Source organism: Klebsiella sp. CN_Kp104 (genome assembly GCF_040064515.1).
Lineage (GTDB): Bacteria > Pseudomonadota > Gammaproteobacteria > Enterobacterales > Enterobacteriaceae > Klebsiella > Klebsiella aerogenes.
Window position 1 is genome coordinate 90267 of the sequence record NZ_JBEAII010000038.1, and the last position, 24633, is coordinate 114899.

The following is a 24633-nucleotide window of genomic DNA, read 5'->3' on the forward strand; positions in this document are numbered from 1 at the left end:
TCGTCTAGTAAATTGGCAGAAAAAAATGCGGCTACGCGAGCAGCCGCTTTGTTGCACTCATTGCTTTGTCGAACGCCTGTTCAGGCGTATGAATTTTTGCCATCAGGGATGCGCCCAGCCACAGCTGGTAAAGCTCTTCTGCAAGAGCCTCTGAATCCACACCTGATGGCAGGGAGCCATCATCCTGCCCCTGTTGTATGCACGCCGTGATCCTTAGGATAATCTCATGGGTTCCGTTTGCCAGGACGCTTCGCATTTTGTCGTACTGGTCGCAGACTTCTGCCCCGAGTTTGACGACAAGGCACTTGCTTTCCGGCAGATCTGCTCCCTGTGTGGCCTTCCAAAACGTAAAGTAGCGCAGCAGCCGCTCTCTTGCGGGTTGGCTGCCGCACAACTGCTCTTCAACCTGAACGAGATAATGAGTGAAGTAATGTTCCAGCAAAGCTTCAGCAAACTCTTCCTTGGACTGGAAGTAGTAATAGAAGGATCCTTTAGGAATGCCAGCGGCTTTGACAATCTCAGCAAGGCCGACGGCGCTATAACCTTTATGGGTGATAAGCGTTCGGGCAACATCAATGATGTGCTGACGCACGTTAGCCGTTTGTTTTTTCATAGTCCGTATAGCTTAGCTATAAAACTGACCGGTCGTCTAGTGTTACAGTTCGCATTTTGTGCGGTCACTGTTTTCTGCAAGGCAGCAGACGCGACGCATACTGGGCGGTTGCTCTGAGGCTTTCCAGTGTGGCGCCATCTTTCGCCTCGATCGACATCCCCTCCAGAAGCGTATTCAGCGCGGTGGCCAGCGCGGCGGTGCCGGTATCTGCAGGTAACTGCTCTTCATGTACAGCCCTGCGCAGTCGCTTTTCAAACAGGTCTTTTCCTTCCTGCCTGAGTATGCTTACCGCCTCCACAACGTCAGCAGACTCCTGAGAGACGTTGATGGCCGCAAGGACCACCATGCAGCCACAAGGTGCGGAAGGCGAAAGCAGAATATCAGCCGCTTCGCTGAAGAACTTTTCAATCGCCCGCGTGATATCTGGCTCTTCTTCAAGCCGCTCCCAGGTTGCCTTCCAGTAGACCCTCTCGTAATAGCTCACGGCCTCCAGGAAAAGTTTTGCCTTGTTACCGAAGGCGGAATAAAGGCTGGGCGGATTGATTTCCATCGCAGCGCAAAGCTCGGCTACCGATGCTGGCTCAAACCCTTTACGCCAGAAAATGTCCAGCGCCCTGAGCAGGGCCCAGTCACGATCAAAGCTGCGCGGCCGGCCTTTTGGCTTTTCGCCAGTGGCACCTGCGTTTTTCGTCTTCATGTCGGGCATAAAATCATTCTCTTGACATATTACATAGCGATCACTATACAATAATAACATTGCTTAGTGACCACTATACAATTATATGAGCCCCCTATGTCAGAACTCGCGTTCTCCTTCAGCCATTATCTGCAGTCCTCCGGAGAGGCAGGGATTGTGTTGTATTTCGTTATTTTTGTCACGGCCACGCTGATGTTTTTCCCGGCTTCTCTGCTGGCCGCGCTGTCCGGGTGGCTGTTCGGCGCTATAGGAGGAACCGTGTTGGCTCTGCTGGCGGGCACCACCTCCGCTCTGGTCGCTTTTTGCCTCAGTAAAAGTCAGTTATTTCCGGTCGCATCGCGCGCTGCGGGCCGGAACCGCTATCTGAAAACCCTGCTTTCACTGTCGCATAACAATGCCCTCCTGCTGATCCTGTTGCTACGCCTGAGCTCGGTCCTGCCGTTCACGGCGCTAAATTACGTGCTTGGGGTCAGCGGTGTATCGCTACGAAAGTACGCCGCGGCGACGGTGTTTGGCCTGATCCCCGGCACGTACGTGTATGCCGCTGCCGGGAGTGTTATTTCTGACGTCCAGGTGCTTCTGCACGGCGGTTTCAGCGCCAGGGATATTTTACAGCGAGCGGATGTGTTAACCGGCATGGCAGTTGCTGTGGCGAGTCTGATGCTACTGTTTGTCATAAAAAAGATTTTCAACCGCATAGCGGGCATCCGTGCGGATACCCGTAACAACACAATCGGAGACAGATGATATGACCGACTTAACTTATGTACAGGAATATAACGCCATCGTGGAAGTCCTCAGCAAATATAACGAAGGCGGAAAGCAGGCAAAGAGCGAGGTAATGAAGCCCGCCTTCAGCGACCAGGCCACGATTTTTGGTGTTGACGCTGAAGCAAATCTCACGGGCGGTCCGATCCAGGGCCTCTTCGACACCATCGATACCGCGTTCCGGCCTTCACCGGAGGCTAAGGCCGCCATTGTATACGTCGACATCGTGGGCACCGCGGCAAGCGCGCGTATCGATACCGACGATATTTCAGGCTTCCGTTTTACGGACTTTTTCAACCTGCTGAAGGTCAACGGGCGCTGGATCGTAGTGAGCAAAATTTACCATACCCACGCCGCTTCCTGACATCCGCCATTCTCCCTTCTCCCTTCATCCGTCGCGTCTGACCGCCAGACGCGGCGAAACCCAGAGAGGAAAAAACATGAGCCAGAATATCAAAACCGTCCCTGTTTCTGCCTATGAGGCCGTTCTCGACACGGCGCGTCGCTACGTTGACGGCCTGAAAAAAGGCTGCGCCGAAACGGTGGCAGAAGCGTTTCACAAGGACGCCGTCATGTATGGCTTTACTGACGGTGAACTGCTGGGAGGGTCTGTCGACAACCTGTATAAATTCGTCCGTGAAAACGGCAGTGCGCCAGAGATTGAAACGCATCTGGATGTGCTGGCCATCACTCCGACCACGGCGGTGGTGCGCGTGGACATGGAAAAGGATGCTATCGGCGCCGACTATAACGACTACCTGACCCTCATCCGCATCGACGGTCGCTGGCAGGTGATTGCGAAAGTCTATCACCAGTTTACGGGCTGAATGGCGGCAGTTTTTTAGCAAAAAACAGGTCTCGCAAGGGAGTTATCCATGAGTACGGTGTTTATTATCGGCGGCGCAGGCAAGGTGGGCCGGCGCCTGGCCAGAATTCTTACGGAGAAAGGGCACGCTGTTCATGCGCTGCACCGTCAGCCGGAGCAGGCGCAGTTGATTCGTCTGCAGGGAGCAAAGCCCGTCAGCGGGAGCCTGACGGAGCTGGATGCCGCGGCTCTGGCGACCATGATGAGAGGATGCGATGTGGTGGTCTTCTCGGCCGGTGCCGGCGGCAAAGGTGGCCCGGAAATGACGAACGCCATTGACGGAGAAGGGCTTAAGACGGCCGCAGAGGCGGCCGCGATGGCCGGCATTTCCCGCTTCCTGCTGGTTTCGGCCTTTCCGGAGGCTTCAAGAAATGAATCCACCTCGGCGTCGTTTGAAAACTATATGCGCGTGAAAAAGCAGGCAGAAGTCGTGCTGGCCGCAAGCTCGCTGGACTGGGTCATTCTGCGCCCCGGCCTGTTGCTGGATGACAAAGGTTCAGGATATGTCCGCGCCGGGCTGGCCATACCTTACGGGGAGGTCGCCCGGGATAACGTGGCGGCCACGCTGGCTGAAATTATCGCTCAGCCCCGCGTCAGCCGCGTCATCATTGAGCTGACCGACGGTGAGGTGCCGGTACGAAAGGCGGTTCAGCAGATGGCGGAACGCTGAGATGGACTGGTCCGCTGATTCAGAACCGGATATGCGGCTACTGCTGCTCGGTGCAACGGGGCTCGTGGGCAGTCATGTCCTGCAACAGGCGATGTCCAGCCCACACATCGGTACCGTTATTGCGCCGACGCGAAAACCTCTCGCATGGTGCGCCACAGGCCATACCCGGCTTATTAATCCCCTGATCGACTTTGATGCCCCCGACGCTGACGCTCTGGAGTGGCGCGTTGACGCGGTTATCTGTGCGCTCGGCACCACAATTGCCAGAGCCGGCAGCCGGGAGGCATTCCGGCGGGTTGATTATGACTATCCTCTGATGTTTGCCCGGCTGGCACGTAATGGCGGCGCCTCAGCGTTCGCGCTGACCTCGGCGACCGGCGCAAATGTCGGCTCCCGATTCTTTTATAACCGGGTGAAGGGGGAGCTTGAACAGGCGCTGAGGCACGAAAATTTCCCCTCACTGACGCTGGTCCGTCCCGGCGTTATTGCCGGCGATCGGGCTGAATCCCGCCCGGGTGAAACGGCGCTGAAGCAGGCGCTCAGGCTCTTATCGCCGGTTCTGCCACGCAGCTGGCAGCTCAGCCCGGCTGAAGACATAGCCCGCCATCTCCTCAGAGCTGTGACCACACCCAGGTCGGGCATTCATATTGTTTCTGCGGGTGAAATAAATTCTGCAAGATAATTTTCTGAAGATGAATGATTAAGAAGGAACCGTAATGTCAGTAGTGAACTTTAATGCCGTGGTTAACGCCCATGCGGACCGCGTATGGCAGACGCTCAGCCAGTTCGGACGCATCAGCGACTGGCATCCTGCTATCTGCAGCAGCGAAATCGAAGATAATCAGCCCGACGGTCGCCCGGGCTGCCGGCGCCGACTGGTACTTGAAAACGGCGATGTCCTGCGCGAAGAGCTCCTCATGCTGGATGCAGGTAAGCGGGCCTTCTCATATCGCTTTATTGAAGCCCCGCTGGCCGTAGATGGCTATGTGGCAACAGTCAGCCTCATTCCTCTGAGCGATAGCAACGAAACGGTCATTGCCTGGCAGGCGAGTTTTGAAGCCCGGTCCCGCAACGAGATGCAAGCGATAGAGGCGAGCGTTCTGGAGCTGATAGCGTCAGGCCACCGCAGCCTCGCTGCCTACCTTGAAAACCTGTAACGTATTAACGGAGCCCGGAAATGCTTGACTACATTGTGCCCGTAGAGCCAGCAAAGGCCTACAGGCTGATAAATCATGGACCGGCAACGCTGGTCTCTGCGCGCTATAACGGAACGGACAACGTCATGGCTGCATCATGGGTCTGCGCCCTGGATTACGAACCGGCGCGACTGACCGTCGTGCTGGACAAGACCGCATTCACCCGCGGGTTGATTGAAAAAAGCCGTTCCTTTGTTATTCAGGTCCCGGTGGCAGGCCAGGCCTCACTCGTGCACTACCTCGGTTCACATTCACTGTCCTGCGAAGCGGATAAACTCGCTCAGTCCGGGGTGTCGCTGTTTGAACTGCCCGGCGCGGATGTGCCAATGGTGTCAGGATGTGCCGCGTGGCTGTATTGCGAACTCATCCCTGAAGCACATACCCAGCAGGCCTATGATTTATTCATCGGAGAAATAAAAGCGGCCTGGGCTGACAGTCGCGCTTTTAAGGACGGACACTGGCAATTTGAACGGGGAGCGGCGGACTGGCGAAGTCTGCACTATATCGCGGGCGGCCACTTTTACACTACCGGCGATCCGCTGGACGTGCCGGACGCGCCGCTGCAAACGCCCGGAGAGCCGCAAGGCTGAGTCTCACGCTGTTGCCGGTCGAGTTTACCGCCCCGCCTGCAGGATAATCTGCTCGGAGATCCGCCTGACGTTATCGTCAAGGTTTTCAAGCGGGCGGTGAATAAGCCCGACGTCCCGGTAAAAAACCTTCTCATTCAGACCGATGGCCCTGACGGAGGCCGGCCAGCGCCGCCAGTTGGCCGTCCGGGGCAGCAGAGCAACCCCCATGCCATTACTGACGAGCTTGAGGATGGCCTCCAGCTCGTCCACCTCGCAGATTTCGTTGACCGAGAGATTCATTTCGCGAAGAAAGCGATCAACCTGGCGTCCACCGAAGGACGAACGATCGTAGCGGATAAAAGGCTGGTCGCTCAGCAGAGCGGCAATATCGTTACCTGCCACATTTTTCGGCACGATGAGGTGAAAAGGTTCATGTGCCAGCGCACTCCACTGCAGCCCTGTCGGCAGTGCAAACGGAGGTTTGAGCACCGCGGCCATATCTATTTCACCGGCGTCCACAAGGTTAATCAGTTCCATCGACAGGCCCGGTATAACGCGGATACGGCAGCCGGCGCTGTGTCTGCAAAACGCCGTCAGCGCATCCGGCAGCAGCGTACGCTGTATTGAGGCAATTGCGCCTATCGTGATGGTCTTACCGGGGGTAGCCAAATTCAGTCGCTCACCCAGCCCGTCATACAACGAGAGGAGTTCCTGTGCCTGAGAGATCAGTTGTAGCCCTTTCTGGTTCAGACGTGCGTTTCTCCCCGACCGGTCAAACAACGGGAAGTTTAAGTCGGCCTCCAGCCTCTGCATTTGGGCGCTGACGGCCGCCTGCGTCAGACCAATTTTATTGCCAGCCGCCGCAAAGGTCCCTTCCTTTGCCACCATCAGAAACGTTTTCAGTTCACGGATCATCGCGCTCACGATACACAAATATTATTTGTTATATATAAAGATAAAAATTGATTTTAATCAAATTAAATTATCCATAAGCTCATTTGTGACGGTAATGTTAATGCGTGAAACTACTGAAACCCGGCTGTGCATTGAACATTACGCCTCCCTAAATTATCGATCTTGCCGCAAGCAGGCGGATCTTCTTACCGAGGATGCATAAATGAGCCTTTCCCCCTTCCATCTGGCGATCCCTGTCTATGATCTGAAAGCAACACGTCGTTTTTACGGCGAGACCTTCGGCCTGAGTGAAGGCCGTTCGAGCGAACAGTGGGTTGACTTTGACTTTTACGGTCATCAGCTGGTCATTCACGAACATCCTAAAACCGCATCGCAGGAGAGCGTGCATTCCAACTCCGTCGACGGTCACGACGTACCCGTCCCGCACTTTGGCATCATCCTGAAGTGGGAGGAATGGGAGGCACTTGCAGAACGCCTCAGATCATTTAACACCAAATTTGTCATCGAACCTTACATCCGCTTTAAGGGACAGGTCGGAGAGCAGGCCACCATGTTTTTATTCGATCCCTGTGGCAATGCGCTTGAGTTCAAGGCGTTTAAGGATATGAGTCAGCTTTTCGCAAAATGATTACCCGGCACGGCCTGAGGCCGTGCCATACCACTCCTTCACCCGAATTTTTTAAGCGTGGCTTCTGCCTCTTTCGGGCAGAAGTTGCCCCTGTTTAAACTGAGGGCGTAATGAAAAAAATAACACTGGTCTGGCAGATAGTTATTGGACTTGTACTTGGAATAATTGTGGGATGGTATTTTAATACGCACCCTGAGTATCAGCAGTGGGTCAGCCACGAAATCCTTAAACCGCTGGGCGATATTTTCATCAAAATGATGAAAATGGTCGTGGTGCCTATTGTCTTCTGTTGCATGATTCTGGGCATAACCGGAAGCGGTGACAACAAGTCGTTCGGACGAATGGGCGCGAAAGCGCTCGGTTACTTCTTTATCGTCACGGGGCTGGCCACCATCTTTGGACTGGTGCTGGCTAACCTTATTTCCCCAGGCGAAGGCACCAGTATTCAGGGAATGGCGCACGGCGACGGACACATGAAAATGGAACCGGCGCGGGGCGCACTGATTATTCTCCAGAATATCGTTCCTGATAACCTGTTTGTTGCGCTCTCCGAGGGCAAACTGCTGTCAGTTTTGTTCTTTGCCGTCCTGTTTGGCCTGGCGCTTAATGGCCTTCCCAGGAATAAAACAGCCCCGATCCTCAGCGTTCTCCAAAGCGTATCAGATGGCATGTTCAGGGTGGTGTCCATTGTCATGGCCTACGCGCCGGTTGGCGTCTTCGGCATGATTGGTGCCACCGTGTCCACTTTTGGTTTCGCTTCCCTTCTGCCGCTGCTTAAGCTTGTAGGCACCGTTTATCTGGGTCTGGTTTTATTCGCCCTGATCGTGCTGGGCGGTATCTGCGCGCTGATCGGGGAAAACGTCTTTAAGCTGATAAAACATTTTCGTCAGGAACTGGTGCTGGCATTCTCAAGCGCCGCTTCTGCAGCGGTTATGCCACAGCTGATGTACAAGCTTGAACGCTATGGCGTACCGGGTCGGATCGTCAGCTTTGTGGTGCCCGTGGGATATGCTTTTAATCTTGACGGCGCGTCGATATTTCTCGGTGTGGCGACCATATTTGTGGCCCAGCTTTACGGCATTGACCTGACGCTGATGCAACAGATCATTTTAGTTGTCACAATGGTGCTAACGTCGAAAGGAGCAGCCGGTGTGCCGGGGTTTGCCATACTGATTCTCTCAGCCACTCTGGCGTCTGCGGGATTACCGCTTGACGCCGTTGCCTTGATAGCCGGGATATTCCGTATTATTGACAGCGGAACAACAACCCTCAACGTCCTGGGAAATGTTGTTGCTCCATTGGTCATTAACCGGTGGGAAAAAGAACCACGAGCCTTTGAAAGCTCTCAGCCGGACCTGAATAAACGCTGATACGAGAATTAAAGGGGAACATTGTATGTTCCCTGTAACGCTACCTTACTTGTGCTTTGAGCGAATAGCGGACGCTGTCCTTTTATACTCGCTGGTCTGTCTGACGTATGTATTACAGATTCATGGGCTCATTAGTATGATTGGAGATTGCATATGCTTATTTATAACGTTTTTGGACGTCACATTGGCGTTCAACGTAAGAATGATCGGTGGCTGGTATTTCGTGCTGACCTGACCGAGAGAAAGTTTTCTCGACTCTATGACATCACTATTCCAGACGATATGACAGAAGGCGAATTTGCCAGCTGGCTTGGTGACATATTCCATGAAGCCGCAACCGAGCGTCATCCAAATGTGGAACGCATCGAATAAGGGTGTAATGGATAGCATTACATCTTGTCCGCTTCTGGCACTTAGCGGACTTTACTCATCTATTATTCGATACAAGACTCGTCAGGTTCACTGACAATGATCCTGATGCCATCTACTCGACTCAGTGGATTATTTTTTATCTGAACGAAGCATCCCACTTTTCTCCCTTCATGACCATGGTGTTTAAAATGGTGATGAGTTTGCGCATGCAGGCTACCAGTGCGAGTTTTTTGGGTTTACCGACGGTAAGCAGCCGTTGATAGAACATTTTAATGGCGGGATTAAACTGCGTGGCAACAAGAGCCGCCATGTAAAGCGTTGCCCGGACACCGGCCCTTCCGCCAAATGTGGTTCGTCTACCCCGCATTTTTCCTGAATCCCGGTTCAGGGGAGCTACGCCAGTCAGTGCGCTTATCTCCCGCCGATTGAGTTTTCCCAACTCCGGCAGCTCAGCAATCAGGGATGCGACAGTGACTTCACCAACGCCTTTAACGCTCCCAATCACCTCGGCCTGTTCCATGAAAAAAACTTTTACGTGCTGCTTCATCTCCTGACTGATGTGGTCGAGCTCGCTTTCAAGCGCATTAATAATGTTATCAATGCTCTTACGACTTTGCGGATGAGAGGGATAGCGTCGATTACGCTCGGCGACGAGCATGTTATTCAGCTGGCGACGACGGACGACCATGGCGGTAAGTACCGCGCGCGCTTCGTCCGGCAGGGCACGAATATACCGGCTGCGGTCAGGATGACGATCGATGATCTGAGCGAGCTGTGCCAGCATGGCGGCATCAAGCTTATCTGTTTTGGCCAGATATCCCATTGAGCGGGCAAAGTCTCTGGCCTGACGGGGATTGATAACAACGACCTCATATCCGGCGGCCTGTAAGAAACAGGCTACTGAAGCCTCCAGTCCCCCGGTCGCTTCCATGAGTATCAGCGAGATCTTCGATTCTTTCAGCACTTTCAGAATCGCCAGGAACCCATCCTCATCGTTACTGGCAGAAAAAGGAGTGAATTCTGTCGTACCAGCAATATCCAGCGACAATTTAGCAACATCAATACCGATGCAGTGTTGATTTGGCTGACTCATGGTGCCCCTCCTTACGATACGAATTTGTTTTCATTCAACTGTACGGGCTAGTGATGAGTGACTCAGCTCATGCGCGGGACGCTTGCATGCGGGTTGAATGCCCTCGGGTTCGCACGTGCTGCATGAGCTTTGCCAGACCTACAAATGCAGTTTATGCCATCTTCAAGATATAAGGGTTCGCTCTGCCGGTGTCCTCACCCGGTCGCAGTTAATTTCAAAGGCATTACACGCTGTCTTCCCGTCGTTTTCCGTCTCAATTTTCGCCGTCAAACCGTCCAGCCAGCGTGGGCTTTTTCACTGCGCTGCGGCTTGCGGCACCGCCCCTGCATTCTCCACTTTTCGCCCGGCTGTCGTATCGGCACGGCGTAACTGGCGCCGCATTTGAGAAAGGAGAACTACCATGTCCCGATTTATCCAGGGTAATTGCGTCCATATCATGTCCGGCTTTCCGGATAATGCTGTCGATTTCATTCTCACCGACCCGCCATATCTCGTCGGTTTTCGTGACCGTCAGGGGCGTACCATCGCCGGCGATAAAACCGATGAATGGCTGCAACCCGCCTGCAATGAGATGTACCGCGTGCTCAAAAAAGACGCGCTTATGGTCAGTTTCTACGGCTGGAACCGTGTCGATCGCTTTATGGCCGCCTGGAAAAATGCGGGATTCAGCGTTGTCGGCCACCTGGTATTCACCAAAACCTACACATCGAAGGCCGCATATGTGGGCTATCGCCACGAATGCGCCTACATCCTTGCAAAAGGCCGTCCACGTCTGCCACAAAATCCGCTGCCGGACGTACTGGGCTGGAAATACAGCGGCAACCGGCACCACCCTACCGAAAAACCCGTAACCAGCCTGCAACCGCTGATTGAGTCCTTCACACATCCCGGCGCGATTGTGCTCGACCCCTTTGCCGGCAGTGGCTCCACCTGCGTGGCCGCCCTCCAGGCTGGCCGTCGTTACATCGGTATTGAACTGTTGGAGCAGTATCACCGGGCCGGACAGCAGCGTCTGGCCGCCGTCCTGCGCGCCATGCAGTACCCGGCCGCTAACGACGAGTTCCCGGAGGCCGCGTAATGAACTATGCAGGACACGAAAAACTCCGCGCAGAGGTGGCGGAAGTCGCCAACAGCATGTGTGACCTGCGGGCGACGCTGAACGGGATGGAGCACCGCTATCGCTTTGATTCCGATGTGCTGGCCGAACGCCTGACCCGTCAGACCCTTTTTCGCATCAATGCCCTGTTTATGGCGGCATACAACGAAATTCTTGAGCTGGATGCCTGCTTTAAGGACTAAGGAGAAAAACATGTACGGAACCTGTGAAACCCTCTGCCAGTTGTTGCGTGAACAGTATCCCGCAGAAACCCCGCTGAACCTCATTATCTGGTCCCCGGCGGATATCGAAGCACTGGCCGACGGAATGGAATATGCCGTTTCGGAGCAGGACACAAGGGCGGTACTGGCGCGTATGGACGCCATTCCGGAGGAACAACGGCTTGAGTCGGGCGTGTCTGCCGGTGCGGTGATGGATCTGATTGAACAGGTGAAAGAGGCCGTTCCGGCGGTGATGGTGCCGGCGGATCTGCTTGAAACCCTGCTGACCACTGCCGAACAGGCGTTATGGCACAGGGAATGGACTGCTCGTGACAGCAATCATCCGGTCCCGGAAAGCGTTACACGTCGCCTGGCTGATGCGGCGAAAGTTCGCGCATTACTGAAAAACTGAAATCAACACGCCGCCCGGGCGGCGTGTACTGAATCAGTTCAGAAGGAACCCATTATGCAGGAAACCACCACGTTAAACGCCCTTGTGATGCGCCGTGCGCGCGATTTGATTGCTGATTATGGATGGCCTGACCATACCGATGTTGATCAGCGTGATCCGGTCAATAAACCGGGATGGATAAGCATTTATGTCCGTCTGGATGCGGCAAATATTGTTCATCTGCTTCCTTTACTTTGTATCGGTGACGTACCCGCAGAGCTGCAAAGTGCCATGACAAAAATAGCCGGGACGCCAGCGCAGATTATTTTATCCGGCAGCCGCTATGCCGACGCGCCGCAGCTTCCGGAGGACGGAACACAGATAGCTTTCCCCTGGGCCGGGGAATGGCTGACGGAGCCGGAGATTCAGGCTGTAACGAATTGCCTGTCCCGCGCCGTGCGGGATGTATCCCGGCAGGTATGGGAGGATGCGCGCCGGATAAAGGCGGCACTGAACACGCGCGGGGAAACGCTGTTTTATCGCCAGACCCGAAATTTCCGTCTGGTTGTGAAGGAAAACGATATGCCCTGCTGGCTGGACGACGATGGCGATAATCTATCGGTGGTGCTCGATGCCATCCTGAACAAAGGGGCGCACTACAGCAGCGTTGAGTTCTTTGTTATCAGTGACAAAGTGGATCAAATCCTGGCATGTGGCCAGATGTGCGATGTGCTGCGCATTCCGGGTGAGCCTCCGCGCCGGTGGATGGATTTAACCCTGTTACATGAGGTCATGGCAGAAGCGCGTGCAGAAATCAGTCTTGTCCGCAATGCCCTGTCAGCAATCCGGCCAGTGTAGCGAACAGCAGGGGGCTGCGGCCCCCTGAGTCAACATCGAAGGATAAGATACCCTCTTAATTTGCAACCATCTATTGAGATCTAAAAGGATTCAATCTAGATGGGGGGCATGTGAAGGTCAGCTTTGAGCGAGGAACGGACGTTAGTGACCTTTTAGCCAGCCAGAACGTCCAACTGGTTATTCAATGTTAACCCAGACTTTAGGCTTGGATAACAAAATCATTATTAATTCATTGAAAGGTAAGGGCTTAAAGAAATAGTAACCCTGCAGAAATGTGATATTGTTCCTAAGGAGATAATCAAGTTGTTCCTGCGTTTCCACACCTTCAGCAACGATGCTTATTGAGAGTTTACGCGCCAGGTCAAGTACGGAATCCAGTATAATGGTCGAGTCCTCATGCTCATTTACCTGACCGACAAAACTTTGATCAATTTTGATGTAGTCGATATTAAGATTCTGTAAGTAGGAAAGACCAGAATATCCGGTTCCAAAATCATCAAGTGCGACAGCAAAACCATTTGCATGTAATTCATTCAGGGTTTGAACAAGTGTTTCATCGATAGCCAGAGGCTCACGCTCCGTTACCTCAATGACTAGTTTTAAATCGTTCCGGTTGAAACTGTTCCTATATTTCACACAATCTTCCACGAATGTGGGTGTGGCGATATGAGAAGCGCTATAGTTAATTCCAATATGAAAACCTTCAGGTAATTTACTGGCAATGGTATTCATATTAGACGCTACCTGGGCCATCAGGCTTTGAGTTAACGAAACTATCAACCCTGACTTTTCCGCTAAAGGAATAAATGAAGCGGGAGAAATATATCCTGCTATCGGGTGCTTCCATCTGGCCAATACTTCAACACCACGTAGTGTTCCTTCTCTGCCATTTACGATGGGTTGATAAAAAGGAACAATATCGCCTTTCGAAATTGCCCGGCGGAGTGCTTCTTCAGGGAGAGTATTTTTAGTCAGGTATTTATTCAGGATGTAAGCAGCGAGGCAGGATATCAGTAGTAAAAACAGCAAGATCCCCCCAGCCCGGCTGATCATCCTTTGTAGATTCTGCAGGCTGAAAAACGCAGCGGAGTTATATTCGATGCTGAGAGGATAATTTGAATCCGTTACGTGTATAGAATGATTTTGCATTGCGTTTACTTTAGTTACGTCCCCGAACATTTCTATAACATTATTTCCAACCCTTAGTGCATACCTCACACCTTTTAACGGGGTGTCCAGCGCATCCCTGATATGGCTATCGCTTACGGTGACTACGATACGGCTATCAGCAAATTCCGTCTGAACTAAAAGAACAGGAAGACCATTTACTGTCCCGCTTGAAGGTACAAGGTACAATGGCGAATTCGGAATTGCATTGATGTTAACCAGTAGTATGCGATTTCCCGGTAGAGATGAACACCAGACAGCCCCTTGCCTGAGAATAATGATAGTTCTGAGGTGTGGCTGCAGTGCAGCTTCGGTGCCAAGCCGATACTGCTCTTCTGGACCACAGCCTTTTTCGATTGTACTCATTGCTGTTCTGGTAGCCAGACGGGCTTCATTAAGAATCACATTCATATTCTTTACTACATATCTTGCCCCAGCAAGGCTGTCTGCACCTGCGGTATACCAGACTTGAGTATTAAGAATAAAAACACCCGTTACAAACATAGCTATGGCTACGGTGATTGGAATAAGTGCATTACGCATTTATATATCCTGGGTATGTGTGAGTTGACTACTCTGGAGGTATCGAAAGTGTCAGTTGTACTGTTACAAAAAGCATGGTTGATAAGATTAAAATTAACCATATACAACATAGAAATATTTCACAGAAAAACAGCACTAACCCTGATAGGCGACATTTCAAACGCTTCCGTTTTTGGCACAAAGCTGCCCGTTGGCCAAATGGAAGTAGACACATTTGAACCTGTCGAGTATCAGCCAGTTTACTGTCGTCAGCCTGAAACTACAGAATGTACAGCTATGCGTGAACTGAACGCTGTGCCTGATTTTAGTACCCCGAATACTATATGGATTAGTTTCCGCATAACGGCTCCGACGACAAGCATCCTCGGTTTGCCTGCAAGCAACAGTCGTTGCCCGAATGCCTTTATATCTGGGTTATATCTCAGTGCGACCAACGCAGGCATATAAAGGGCACTTCTTAGTCGCGAATCACCCATTTTTGACATACGCGTCTTGCCTCTGACAGAACTACCGGATTGATGGTGACGTGGATTTAGCCCCAGGTACGCAGTGACTTCTTTTGCTTTCCTGAAACCTTTACCGGACATGAATGATAAAATCAGATTGCTCGAAACCTCGCCGATACCAGGAACTGACTGTATAAGTGCATCCTGTTTTTTCAGTTCGTCATCACTTCTCACATGATCTTTTATCTCCTGCCGGACAACCTCGATTTCCGTTTTAAGCAGGCTAATGATGCGATCGAGAGAAGCCTGAATATTTGCGTCAGCATTCTCACGACGGTTGCACTCCATTCTTAACATACCATTGAGCGCGCTGATACGACGGACGAGGGCCTGCAACTTTCTCACTGGTGCTGGCGTTGGTTTCCATCCGTCAGGCACAGCAGCTTTACAGAACCGGGCAATAAGTTTTGAGTCCGCTTTGTCGGTTTTAGTGCGCGAAAGTTCCGATGCACCGAATCCTTTAATACGTGCAGGATTAACAACACTGACTTTTATCTTATTTTCATACAAAAATGTGGCGAGTGAAGTGCCATAGTCACCAGTCGCTTCCAAACATGCGTGAATGTCTGGCATTGTGCTCTGGCCAAGCCATTTATAGAGAGCCAAAAATCCAGCGGATGTGTTTTCAAAAGCTTTGCATCGGTAATTCCCGTCACAGAGTTCTGCTACATCAAATTTCTTACTGGCAATATCGATACCAAGATATACAGTCATAACTTTTCCTCATAAAGTTCAGCATTGACCTACCTTGCAAATTCAGGCTCACCGGTGTCCGGGGCCACAGATACCCTTCGGTCATTCACTGAATGAAAGGCAAAGCGGTAGTTATCTTATGCACTGGCTTGTTAGCCACAGGATGTCGCCGTCCTGCTTTGCCCTGAACATGGTCGTTAACCTACAGAATCAACTCATTCTGTATCGCCGATAATACAAGGATGTCGCCGGCTCCGCTTTTACGGCTCTTCCTCCACGTTGTTCCGGCTTCGCGGTGAGTAACGTCCCGTGCGGCCTGCGGCAAACGCCGTGCCTCTACTCTAGCCCGAACGCTGCAAATGCAAGGGTTCACTGACGTCGATGCTTTCACCCGGTCGCCGTATGTTTAAAGGCCTGTCGCGGCTCTTCCCGTCGTTATCTCGCTCAATATTCGCTCGCTAACCGTCCAGACCCTCTCCGCTGTTTACCGGCGCTGCGGCTTCATGCATCGCCCCTGCATTTTTCGCTCCCTGTCGGGCTGTCGTGTCGGCACGGCGTAAGCCGGAACTCAGACGACATCGACTATGGAGGATTTTTTATGAGCATTACGACCACCACACCTGCTGTCTACGTTGGCACCTGGCATAAATACAACTGCGGCAGCATTTTCGGCAAATGGTTTGATCTGACAGAGTTTGACGGACGGGAGGATTTTTACGAGGCCTGCCAGGCGCTGCATGCCGATGAATGGGATGCCGAGTTTATGTTCCAGGACTGGGAAGGCATTCCGTCACAGTTTGCCTCTGAAAGCTCCATTGACTGGGATTTTATCGCCGCTTACAAACGCGCCGAAGAAGAGGGCAGGGAAGCCGCTTTTATCGCCTGGGCGGAGTATACCGGCGAGTGTGACTATGACGCGTTCGATGATGCGTACCGCGGCGAGGCGGAAAGCGAAGAGGAATTTGCTCATGGGTTTGTGGAGGACAACGCTCTGTTAAACGATGTGCCGGAGTCCCTGCGCGTGTATTTCGATTACGAGGCGTATGCGCGTGACCTGTTCAACAGCGGCTATGTGTTCCATGGCGGCTACGTCTTCAGCAACTGATTTTCCCCGGCAGGCGGTTAAGCCGCCTGTCAGCCCGCGCGCAAAACCCTGGCAGGCTTTGCCTGCCGGCGAAGTTCGCCGCGCCTGCGGCGCCGCGCATCTCCGCCAGTGCCTGATGCCCCTGTGGTGTCAGGATATGAATACAGGTGTGCTGCAGCTGGTCAGTGTTATTTCTGTTCTGGCGATAATCCCTGCGTTGCCGTTGCCGTTGCCGTTGCCGTTGCCGTTGCCGTTGCCGCTGGCAATAGTGTCCATACCGATGGCGTACTGGCTGATATCGCTGTTCTGTCGGTTTTTCTTCCTGTTGTGTCTGCCTGTGGGCGACTTCCCTGACGGGAACCGGCGCTGTCGTAAACGGAGCCGGCAAGCCGTCTCCGCCCTGCCGGGCTTCCATCGCGCTGTCGCAACATCACGCTTGCAGCATCCGCCAACGGATGCGCCGCTCTCACCAGCCCGGCGGTAATGCTGCCGGGCCTCTTCGGGGCAACGCCGTTTCGCGCCCGCGCGTTCCGTCGTTGCGGCGGGTTCCTGCTCATTCCTTGCCTGGTTTTTTCACCCTTTTGAGTCCTTTCGCCGGGGCTGAGACAAGCACAGCCGCTGTCAGTTGTCCAGGGTAAATGGCACGCGGTAAACCGCGCCCTGGACATCCGCCATCGCCCGCGCTGGTTTACGCCCCTGCGGCGAACGGCTCTCAAACGGGTGAAGGTAACAACCATCGGGGCGTTCAGCAGGTCCCCGCAAAACGTCAAAACCGCGGCCCCGGCAACTCAACGGGTGATGGTTTTTTTAAAAGCAAAACAGGTTCAGAAGGAGGTTTTCAGTGAGCGAGGCGCTGGCGGTTTTACCCGACGACACCTTTACCCGCGAACAGGCTGAGGCCGTTGCGGCACAGTACGTCAACGTGGCGATCGAGGACGATCAGGGTTCGCATTTTCGTCTGGTTGTCCGTAAGGACGGGGAAATGGTCTGGCGCACGTGGAACTTCGAGCCGGGCGGCACGTACTGGCTCAACCGTTATATCGCGGACTACGGTATTCGTAAAACACAGTAAGCAGTGGAGGTGCCGGACGGGAACGCGTCCGGCAGACAATCATCAATATCCGGAAGGAGTATCAATTATGTCAGTAACCGATGTTAAAGCAAAAGCACCCAAAAAAGCGAGCAGTAAAAAAATCACGAAAGCGCAGGAAGAAGCCCTGAAAGTCGCCCTTGAGGCTGCTGCCATCGAGTATGTTCCGCTGTCCGCGCTCGTTAAATCCCCGCTGAACGTGCGCACCATCCCGTATTCCGTGGACAGTGTTCGCGGTCTGGCCGACTCGATCGAGGCGCTCGGACTGCTGCAGAACCTGATTGTCCACACTCTCCCGGACGGACAATCCGGCGTCGCCGCAGGTGGCCGCCGACTGACCGCCCTGAATCTGCTGGCGCAGGAGGGGCGTCTCGCTGCTGACCATACGGTTATGGTGAAACGTGTTTCCGACGACATTGCCGCCCTTGCCTCCGTCGCTGAGAACGAGCAGCGCGCCGCCATGCATCCCGCCGAGCAAATCGCAGGGTTCCGTACGCTGGCAGAGCAGGGCAAAACCCCCGCGCAGATTGGCGATGCGCTCGGCTTCGGCTCCCGCCACGTGCAGCGCATGCTGAAGCTGGCAAACCTCGCCCCGTCCCTGATGGAGAAGCTCGCGCAGGACGAACTGACCGTTGAACAGTGTCAGGCACTGTGTCTCGAGGACGATCCTGCCCGTCAGGTAGAGGTATTCGAAAGCGTGAAGGCCAGCTGGTCGAACGCGCCCGCACACCTGATTAAACGCGCCATTACCGAAACTGAGATGCGCACCGACAACGCTAAATTCTTGTTTATCGGGCGCGAAGCCTATGAGGCAGCGGGAGGCTATGTCCGTGAAGATCTGTTCAGCCAGGACGACGGTGACGGTACGGCAGACAGTGTGCTGGTTGAGCGTCTGGTGCAGGAAAAGCTGGCGCGTATCGCGCAGGACATTCAGCTGCGTGAGGGCTGGGCATGGAGTCGCGGACGCGCAGCCCGCATCTGGTACCACGGCGAAGACGGTAAAGAGTTCGTTCAGCCGTGTGACCCCGAACCGGTATACACCGCTGAGCAACAGCAGCGTCTTGATGCGCTGCGGGAGCAGTACGACACATATGACAGCGTTTGCGACGAGTCGGATGCGATCGAAGCGGACATCCTCGCGATTAAAACGGCAGCAGAAGTCAGCGCGTGGACTGACGACATGAAGTCAGGCGCGGGGGTGATGGTCAGCCTGTACGAAGGGCAGGTGTACGTGCAGCGCGGAGTTCGCCTGAAAGCGGATATGCCGGAAGAAACCGAAACCAGCAGCGTAACCGTGCCGTTCACCTCACGTCAGCCCGACGCCGCAGAGGGGATCAGCGTCCCGCTGCTCACGAAAATGACCTCCGAACGTACGCTGGCAGTCCAGGCGGCACTGATGCAGCAGCCCGAAAAGGCGGTGGCGCTGATGGTCTGGCGCATGTGTACCTGTGTTTTTGCCGGATGCGTCACCACGCCGCATCCGTTCCGTATCAGCCTGACCGTATCCCACAGCAGTCTGACGGAGAACGCCCCGTCCGGCAAAGACGGAGCCGCCATTGGCATCCTGATGGCTGAAAAAACACGGCTGAAAGCCCTGCTGCCGGAAGGATGGGAGAAGGACTTCACCACGTTCTTCACCCTGAGCGGGGAGGTGCTGATGTCGCTGATGGCCTTCTGCACAGCCTGTTCCGTTGACGGGGTACAGACCCGCGATATGGGACACACTTCACGCAGCACCCTCGATACGGTCGAGGCGGCAATCGGCTTCCACCTGCGCGACTGGTGGCAGCCGACGAAGGACAACTACTTCGGCAGCCTGAAACATCCGCAGATTGTGGCCTCCCTGAAAGAGGCGGGGCTGACGGGCGCGGCAGGGGACGCGGAGAAGATGAAGAAGGGCGATGCAGCAGCGCATGCGGAGCACTTTATGCAGCACACCCGCTGGGTTCCGGCATGGCTGAAAGGACCGGAGTCTGCGGCTGAATCCGGTACTGACGACGCGGTTTCAGATACCGACAGCACTGGCAACGACACCACCAACACGGCACACGCCGCCTGATAACGGAGAGCCGCCCTGCGGGGCGGCGATAAGGAGAGAATTATGCAAACTGTTCTGACCCCCGATGTACTGAAAACGATGTCCTGTGATGAGTTTGAGGACTGGCGGGACAGCGGCGAAGACTTCCGCCGCGAACTGACCCACGCCGTTATGCGTGACCTGTCCTGTCCGGAAAACTGGGACATGAACGGCGAATACCGCAACGAGTTTGGCGGGTTCTTCCCTGTGCAGGTGCGCTTCACCCCCTCACACGGCAACTTCCATCTGGCGGTGTGCAGTCCCGGTGCCATCAGTCCGATGTGGATGGTGGTGTTTGTTCCCGCCAGCGGTCGCCCGTTCTCCGTCATTCGTGCCCTGAGCGGCTGGCAGCCGGAGCTGGTCAGCCACACCATCAGCCTGACAGCGCGTCTCGATGCCGACGGTTACAGCCAGGCCAGCATCATCAGTATTCTGGCAGCGGAGGGCGCGGCATGATACCTGCAAACCTTTCACTGGTTCCCTTCAGCCCTGAGCGACGCGCCGCGATGGAGGCTATCGCTGAGGTTGAACGCCGGCGGTCGCGCGGCGCGGTGTCCACGATGTATCCGTATGCCAGCGCCTTTTTCCGGCGGCTCACGGGCAGCACGCGCATCTCACTCAGGGAAATCCATCATTTTGCGCCGGTGCTGACGGCGCGGGATCTGCGGGGCAGCAGGGACAGCTGGCTCAGTGCCATCGATACGCTGATTGAAAGCCGCGGGACGTGTTGCTGGCTGCCGCTTCCTGTCGGTGCCGGACAGCGCCTCTTTCCGGAGGTGGCCTTTCAGCAGACTGAGCGGGTTCGCTGTCAGGACGCCCTGCGGGATGAAAAATATACCCGCCAGCGCCGCAAGGAACAGTGCCAGCGTGAGCGGGCGTACCAGGCGCTGGCGGGGCAGGCGGAGACTGAGCTGGCATTCCATACCCCCGAAACGGTCAGCAGCTGGGGCGCACGCTGGTCGGGGAGTAAACTGCGCCAGTACGACCTTGAGGAGATGTTCTGGCGCTGGAGTGAGCATTTCCCGTCTTTATCCGGGCTGGATCACTGGATGTTTGAGGGGGAACCTTTCTGGACGGTGATGGCTGAAACGAAAGTGCTGGCGCGGGAAAGCCCGGAATCTGTCAGGCAACTGGAGCGCTGGATGGTACCCAACAAACTAACAATGCGGGACCGGGTATGAAGTGGCGTTACTCACTGCGCTGGAAGCGTCCTGGTCCCTGTCCTGGTGAATCTGAACTGGCGTCAGAAGTGGTGGAGGCAGGGATGCCCGCGCCTGAATCGGTGATGTCACGGTGGGTGGCGGGCGCCGGATATGCGGTCTGCGTGGATTTTCTGTATGACAGACCGGTCAGGCGCTGGAGCGATGAGCGCAAGGCGGCCACCCGTCGCCGGAATTTGGCGCGTCGTGTTAACAGAATAGCACCACTGTTTGCTGATGAACTTATCGGGCGGGAACTGGCGGCGCGACCGGATTATTATCGGGGAAAGTCACCCTGCTGAACCTGTTATAGTAACCTGTCCGGCATGGGGTCGGCAGGGTTAATTAAAGGAATATGTACTGATGAGATACTGGATATTGACAGCTCTGTTTAGTGGTCTGTTAACGCTGATAATATATATTTTTGCTCCGGAGATGGTCGGAAGCCCGGCGAATTACGCCGGGGTGGCTATCTGTGCTCTGATTGCGCTGGTTATCACCTGGCGCGATCCGCCTGGTATGCTGGACAACGTGCTCTTGTTTCTCTTTAAGTGGGGAATTGTGGCTTCTGGACTGGCGTTTTCTGTCTGGGGCATCGGATACAAGCTGGAGTTCTGGGGGGAACATAACCCCGATGAAGTTTTCAGCAGTACATTCGACACCATCTTGCCGAATCTGGCGGTGCTGTGCGGTGCTTTGATTCTGGTCAGTGGCTGGGTGTTCTGGAGGCGAAGGTAACAAAGAATACGACAGTGTGAGGGCAGGAAAGTAACAAGAGCGGTTATGCCTGGGTATAGCTGCTCTTTTCTATGCCCTTTACGCTTTAAAATACCCTGCTGTGAATCTCCTCGGAAGAACGGACGCTGCGAATTATGGTGGCAGTTGTCTGTATCATCTTTTCACATTTGCCTGTTGTCGGACGGGGTCACTGGCCATGACTGCGGGCGACTTCCCTGACGGGAACCGGGGCTGTCGTAAACGGAGCCGGTAAACCGTCTCCGCCCTGACGGGCTTCCATCCCACTGTCGCAACGTCAACACCGGCTTGCAGTGACCGTTCCGGTCACGCCGCTTTCACCATGCCGGCGATAAAGCCGCCGGCACTCAGGTGACGCCACGTCGTTCCGCCGTGTCGGGTGTGTTCATCCTCTCCCCCTTCCTCCGGTGAGCCCTCTCACGTTAAGTCCCCCGGCGGAGGGCTGGTCGTAGCACCGCCGTGTCGTCATCCAAGGGGTAAATAAACTCCGCCAAAACTTTTTGCGAAGAACTGCAAAAACTTTTGTCTCCGCCCCTTTCCTTCCTCCGTACGTCGTTGCTCCTTTGCCCTTTGCCGCCAGGGAACTCACCGAGAGATGGATTAACCACCAGACAGGAGGAAAAGCAGGATGAACACACAGAACGTCAACGTCAAAACCGCCACCAAAGAATCTTCCGAAAGATGGGGTGACACGAACAGCACATCCAGCTTCGACGCATGGGAGAAAGGCGCCCTCAGCGAGCTTGATAACCTGCAAAACCGCGTCAGCAAAGCCCTCATGAAGTACCAGAGCAATACGGACAAAACGGCGCTGGGCGAGTCTGCAACCCGTTATATGGGGGAACTCAGAATCGCTGTCACGCGCATCCTGAAAGCCACGCCAGCCATTCAGCAGAAAGTCGACGAGATTGCCGACATGCTGCACCTGATGGCGCATTTTTCCGGCATCACGTTTGACGAATAACCACTACGGCGAAACATCAACGCCATTAACCAGAAGGAGAGAAACCATGCACTTAAATCTGAACGAATCCAGCACCGAAGCCGGTATTTACGCGACCAGCGAGGCCGAGCGCGCGTACTGGCTGAGCCGCGAAAAGTCATACCTGACCGCGCCTGTCGAAATCGACGTTCACGCCTTCCATGATGCGCTGGGGCTGATGTACCCGATGAACTGGCGCAGCAGTGAGAACGGCGAGTGTGAAACCTTCATGCTGGCGGAAATGGTCTGCGGCAATGTGACCGAAATCTACGCGCGGATCGGTATCCGTTATTACCGGATGCGTGACTACAGCAACCTTGACCACGCGGAGATTCTGGCACGCGTTAAGGGGGAAATGCAGCGCCAGAAATGAAAAAGGCAGACTTTCGTCTGCCATATCCCGCCGGATTTATTCGCCTAGGAACGATGAATCCGGCCTCAACTAAAAGGAAACATGTATGAATCATTTCAGTAGAGCGTCGATTGTTACACCGACCGCCCTGTATGTCCAGATGCTTGAGGCGGAAAACGCACCTGTCAAAAAACAGGTGCGTATTAAACGCAGTGATATCGACCGTGACGACATCAGCGCCGAAATGCGGGCGCTGGGCCGTCACATAGCACACTGCCGGAAGAAGGGGGGCGCCGTTCGTATTCCTGCCATGCGCGGGAGTGAGTGGGGGCAAGTGTTACGCACGCTCGAACTGAAGCGGGCATTTAACTGATAACTGAGCCGCTCCTTACGGGGCGGCATTTAAGGAGGAACGATGTCTCAACTCAGTTTTGCCCGCTTCTTTGATCAGGCGAGAGAAGCCGCACCAGTAACACCCGCTAAACCCGTATTGCCCGCCGTGAATACGCAGCCGATACCGCACCGGATGATGACAATCGACCAGGCCCGCCGCCAGTTTATCAGCGTGTTCAGGGATACCGCCCGCAGCCTGCGCCGCTGGGAGGTATTCAGCGACTTTATCACGCTGGCCGCCAGCGAGCTGGATATGGCGCGGATAAGAACGCCGGAGAATATTGAGCAGAGCCGCAAAATCTGCGCGAAGTACAGCGAGAGCGATATCAGCAACCTGCATACGCTCTTCTGCCTGATGGTCTGCGCACTGGAGGCCAAATTCCACGACTTCCTCGGCGCGATCTTCATGGAGCTTGAGCTTGGCGACGACCGCAACGGACAGTATTTCACGCCGTATCACCTCCAGTCTTTGCTGGCAAAACTGCTGAGGCCAGAAATTGACGAGACGATATGCCGGGACGGGTTTGTGACCGTCAGCGATCCGGCAAGCGGGGCGGCGGGGATGATCATCGCATATGCCGAGCAGCTACTGGAGGCGGGTTTCAATCACTCTGAACATATGTTCGGTAGCTGCATTGATATCGATCCGATAGCGGCGGATATGGCATTCATCCAGCTTTCCCTGCTGGGTATTCCCGCCGAAGTGGTCACGGGTAATACGCTCACCATGCAGCTTAACAGGGTGCGGTACACGCCGGTGTACTACATCAACAATTTTGAAAAACGGCTGGAAGACCAGCGCCGAATCCGTGCCATGCGCGAATTTTTACGGACAATTAATAAGGCTGCATAGCCGTATGCAGGGCAGGGGAGAGGAGACCCCTGCCTCTTGCGCCGGACAAACACCACGCCCCTGCGGGGCGAACGGGAAGGGCCGCGCTGACGCGCCGCTCTTCATCGTTCCGCGTGGGGTATTTGTTCTTTTTCCCTGCATCAGCGCTGTCCGGTATTTCTTCAGCCTGGTGTTCTGGCTCCTGCTTTTCCCTGTCCTTTCCCTTCGGCTCTGTCCTGGCAGGGCCAAAACATGCAGGGCAAACACGATGGCCACGCTTCGGCTCCTGACCAGCAAAGCTGGCCAGTCGTCAGCCCCACTCCGCCAGTCAGCTGCTGACGCACCTGCCAGGCTCCGCCGAACTCGCAAAGCGGTTTCGGGCTGGCGCTAGGGTCTGATGGCAAACGTCAGGGGCAACAGCACAGCTTGCTGCGTCCGTAAACGGACGCGCCGCTTTCACCGTTCCGACGAATATCGTCGGAACTCTGCAGGCCGGAATAGCGATTCGCCGGTGGCGCTCCGCCATTCCGGGTGTGTTCATCCTCTCCCCGGTACTGGTTTCCCATCATGCGGTAAGCTCCCCGGCGGAGGGCTGGTCGTAGCACCGCCGTGTCGTCATCCAAGGGGTAAATAAACT

32 protein-coding genes are annotated in these 24633 nt (G+C 54.6%); 25 read left to right on the forward strand and 7 right to left on the reverse strand.

Annotated elements, in window-relative coordinates:
• Window positions 1-31: 31 nt before the first annotated feature.
• Both ABLU80_RS20035 and ABLU80_RS20040 read right to left on the reverse strand, forming a co-directional pair.
• Window positions 32-613, reverse strand: a complete 582-nt coding sequence (locus tag ABLU80_RS20035; protein WP_348850387.1) for a TetR/AcrR family transcriptional regulator — start codon at window positions 611-613, stop codon at window positions 32-34.
• Between the two features lie 64 nt (window positions 614-677).
• Entirely contained in the window at window positions 678-1319 is a 642-nt protein-coding gene (locus ABLU80_RS20040; protein ID WP_248059280.1) for a TetR/AcrR family transcriptional regulator, read from the reverse strand.
• 87 nt (window positions 1320-1406) lie between these two features.
• Between ABLU80_RS20040 and ABLU80_RS20045 the strand changes: the two genes are divergently transcribed.
• The 7 genes from ABLU80_RS20045 (at window position 1407) to ABLU80_RS20075 (ending at window position 5399) form a co-directional block, all read left to right on the forward strand.
• The gene (locus ABLU80_RS20045) at window positions 1407-2057 is read left to right on the forward strand and encodes a VTT domain-containing protein (protein ID WP_248059281.1); all 651 of its coding nucleotides are present in this window, start codon (window positions 1407-1409) and stop codon (window positions 2055-2057) included.
• 1 nt (window position 2058) lies between these two features.
• A complete protein-coding gene (locus ABLU80_RS20050) occupies window positions 2059-2442 on the forward strand; it encodes a nuclear transport factor 2 family protein (RefSeq protein WP_248059282.1) in 384 nt (127 codons plus the stop codon).
• 76 nt (window positions 2443-2518) lie between these two features.
• Window positions 2519-2905 carry a nuclear transport factor 2 family protein gene (locus ABLU80_RS20055; RefSeq protein WP_222185871.1) on the forward strand — a complete coding sequence of 129 codons (387 nt, stop codon included), beginning with the start codon at window positions 2519-2521 and terminating at the stop codon, window positions 2903-2905.
• 48 nt (window positions 2906-2953) lie between these two features.
• On the forward strand, window positions 2954-3613 hold the full coding sequence (locus ABLU80_RS20060; protein ID WP_248059284.1) for an NAD(P)H-binding protein: 660 nt from the start codon (window positions 2954-2956) through the stop codon (window positions 3611-3613).
• Window position 3614: 1 nt separating this feature from the next.
• Complete coding sequence (locus ABLU80_RS20065; protein ID WP_248059285.1) at window positions 3615-4295, forward strand: NAD-dependent dehydratase; 681 nt, start codon at window positions 3615-3617, stop codon at window positions 4293-4295.
• 34 nt (window positions 4296-4329) lie between these two features.
• Entirely contained in the window at window positions 4330-4770 is a 441-nt protein-coding gene (locus ABLU80_RS20070; protein WP_248059287.1) for an SRPBCC family protein, read from the forward strand.
• 20 nt (window positions 4771-4790) lie between these two features.
• On the forward strand, window positions 4791-5399 hold the full coding sequence (locus ABLU80_RS20075) for a flavin reductase family protein (protein WP_348556754.1): 609 nt from the start codon (window positions 4791-4793) through the stop codon (window positions 5397-5399).
• Between the two features lie 24 nt (window positions 5400-5423).
• On the opposite strand, the gene ABLU80_RS20080 is transcribed toward ABLU80_RS20075, so the two are convergent.
• Window positions 5424-6293, reverse strand: a complete 870-nt coding sequence (locus ABLU80_RS20080) for a LysR substrate-binding domain-containing protein (protein WP_004946581.1) — start codon at window positions 6291-6293, stop codon at window positions 5424-5426.
• A gap of 202 nt (window positions 6294-6495) precedes the next feature.
• On the opposite strand from ABLU80_RS20080, the gene ABLU80_RS20085 reads away from it, so the two are divergent.
• From ABLU80_RS20085 to ABLU80_RS20095, 3 genes are all read left to right on the forward strand, one after another.
• A complete protein-coding gene (locus ABLU80_RS20085; protein ID WP_004946583.1) occupies window positions 6496-6921 on the forward strand; it encodes a VOC family protein in 426 nt (141 codons plus the stop codon).
• A gap of 110 nt (window positions 6922-7031) precedes the next feature.
• Window positions 7032-8291 (forward strand): cation:dicarboxylase symporter family transporter, encoded by a 1260-nt coding sequence (locus tag ABLU80_RS20090; RefSeq protein WP_348850389.1) that lies wholly within the window; start codon window positions 7032-7034, stop codon window positions 8289-8291.
• A 153-nt stretch (window positions 8292-8444) separates the two neighbouring features.
• Window positions 8445-8663, forward strand: coding sequence for a hypothetical protein (locus ABLU80_RS20095; protein ID WP_348850390.1), 219 nt, complete (start codon window positions 8445-8447; stop codon window positions 8661-8663).
• Between the two features lie 136 nt (window positions 8664-8799).
• Here ABLU80_RS20095 and ABLU80_RS20100 read toward each other — a convergent pair whose 3' ends face one another.
• The gene (locus tag ABLU80_RS20100) at window positions 8800-9756 is read right to left on the reverse strand and encodes an IS110 family transposase (protein WP_348850391.1); all 957 of its coding nucleotides are present in this window, start codon (window positions 9754-9756) and stop codon (window positions 8800-8802) included.
• Between the two features lie 400 nt (window positions 9757-10156).
• Here ABLU80_RS20100 and ABLU80_RS20105 point away from each other — a divergent pair, with 400 nt between their 5' ends.
• From ABLU80_RS20105 to ABLU80_RS20120, 4 genes are read left to right on the forward strand one after another with little or no spacing between them, the layout of a single operon-like run.
• Complete coding sequence (locus ABLU80_RS20105) at window positions 10157-10834, forward strand: DNA methylase (protein WP_348850392.1); 678 nt, start codon at window positions 10157-10159, stop codon at window positions 10832-10834.
• Entirely contained in the window at window positions 10834-11055 is a 222-nt protein-coding gene (locus ABLU80_RS20110; RefSeq protein ID WP_023972437.1) for a hypothetical protein, read from the forward strand. Before ABLU80_RS20105 ends, ABLU80_RS20110 begins: the two co-directional genes overlap by 1 nt.
• Window positions 11056-11065: 10 nt before the next feature.
• Window positions 11066-11485, forward strand: a complete 420-nt coding sequence (locus tag ABLU80_RS20115; RefSeq protein WP_348850394.1) for a DUF1380 family protein — start codon at window positions 11066-11068, stop codon at window positions 11483-11485.
• Between the two features lie 54 nt (window positions 11486-11539).
• Entirely contained in the window at window positions 11540-12322 is a 783-nt protein-coding gene (locus ABLU80_RS20120) for a hypothetical protein (protein ID WP_171825507.1), read from the forward strand.
• A gap of 177 nt (window positions 12323-12499) precedes the next feature.
• On the opposite strand, the gene ABLU80_RS20125 is transcribed toward ABLU80_RS20120, so the two are convergent.
• Window positions 12500-14032 carry an EAL domain-containing protein gene (locus ABLU80_RS20125; RefSeq protein WP_348850395.1) on the reverse strand — a complete coding sequence of 511 codons (1533 nt, stop codon included), beginning with the start codon at window positions 14030-14032 and terminating at the stop codon, window positions 12500-12502.
• Window positions 14033-14280: 248 nt separating this feature from the next.
• Window positions 14281-15252 carry an IS110 family transposase gene (locus tag ABLU80_RS20130; protein ID WP_348850396.1) on the reverse strand — a complete coding sequence of 324 codons (972 nt, stop codon included), beginning with the start codon at window positions 15250-15252 and terminating at the stop codon, window positions 14281-14283.
• Between the two features lie 577 nt (window positions 15253-15829).
• On the opposite strand from ABLU80_RS20130, the gene ABLU80_RS20135 reads away from it, so the two are divergent.
• Window positions 15830-16336: an antirestriction protein ArdA gene (locus tag ABLU80_RS20135; protein WP_171825508.1), complete on the forward strand. Its 507-nt coding sequence runs from the start codon at window positions 15830-15832 to the stop codon at window positions 16334-16336.
• Between the two features lie 167 nt (window positions 16337-16503).
• Here ABLU80_RS20135 and ABLU80_RS20140 read toward each other — a convergent pair whose 3' ends face one another.
• Complete coding sequence (locus tag ABLU80_RS20140) at window positions 16504-16872, reverse strand: hypothetical protein (RefSeq protein ID WP_348850397.1); 369 nt, start codon at window positions 16870-16872, stop codon at window positions 16504-16506.
• Window positions 16873-17156: 284 nt separating this feature from the next.
• Between ABLU80_RS20140 and ABLU80_RS20145 the strand changes: the two genes are divergently transcribed.
• The 10 genes from ABLU80_RS20145 (at window position 17157) to ABLU80_RS20190 (ending at window position 24017) form a co-directional block, all read left to right on the forward strand.
• A complete protein-coding gene (locus tag ABLU80_RS20145) occupies window positions 17157-17387 on the forward strand; it encodes a DUF905 domain-containing protein (protein ID WP_063446106.1) in 231 nt (76 codons plus the stop codon).
• 67 nt (window positions 17388-17454) lie between these two features.
• Complete coding sequence (locus tag ABLU80_RS20150) at window positions 17455-19464, forward strand: ParB N-terminal domain-containing protein (RefSeq protein ID WP_348850398.1); 2010 nt, start codon at window positions 17455-17457, stop codon at window positions 19462-19464.
• 39 nt (window positions 19465-19503) lie between these two features.
• Complete coding sequence (gene psiB / locus ABLU80_RS20155; RefSeq protein WP_348850404.1) at window positions 19504-19938, forward strand: conjugation system SOS inhibitor PsiB; 435 nt, start codon at window positions 19504-19506, stop codon at window positions 19936-19938.
• Entirely contained in the window at window positions 19935-20663 is a 729-nt protein-coding gene (locus ABLU80_RS20160) for a plasmid SOS inhibition protein A (protein ID WP_171825510.1), read from the forward strand. The genes psiB and ABLU80_RS20160 overlap by 4 nt, the downstream gene beginning before the upstream one ends.
• Window positions 20660-20983, forward strand: coding sequence for a theronine dehydrogenase (locus ABLU80_RS20165; protein WP_072269101.1), 324 nt, complete (start codon window positions 20660-20662; stop codon window positions 20981-20983). The genes ABLU80_RS20160 and ABLU80_RS20165 overlap by 4 nt, the downstream gene beginning before the upstream one ends.
• A gap of 61 nt (window positions 20984-21044) precedes the next feature.
• Window positions 21045-21419: a hypothetical protein gene (locus ABLU80_RS20170; RefSeq protein ID WP_059305127.1), complete on the forward strand. Its 375-nt coding sequence runs from the start codon at window positions 21045-21047 to the stop codon at window positions 21417-21419.
• 646 nt (window positions 21420-22065) lie between these two features.
• Window positions 22066-22401 (forward strand): hypothetical protein, encoded by a 336-nt coding sequence (locus tag ABLU80_RS20175; RefSeq protein WP_046883997.1) that lies wholly within the window; start codon window positions 22066-22068, stop codon window positions 22399-22401.
• Between the two features lie 46 nt (window positions 22402-22447).
• Complete coding sequence (locus tag ABLU80_RS20180) at window positions 22448-22792, forward strand: hypothetical protein (protein ID WP_059305128.1); 345 nt, start codon at window positions 22448-22450, stop codon at window positions 22790-22792.
• A 139-nt stretch (window positions 22793-22931) separates the two neighbouring features.
• Complete coding sequence (locus ABLU80_RS20185) at window positions 22932-23144, forward strand: hypothetical protein (RefSeq protein ID WP_171825531.1); 213 nt, start codon at window positions 22932-22934, stop codon at window positions 23142-23144.
• Window positions 23145-23186: 42 nt separating this feature from the next.
• A complete protein-coding gene (locus tag ABLU80_RS20190) occupies window positions 23187-24017 on the forward strand; it encodes an N-6 DNA methylase (protein WP_171825511.1) in 831 nt (276 codons plus the stop codon).
• The last annotated feature ends 616 nt before the right edge of the window (window positions 24018-24633 follow it).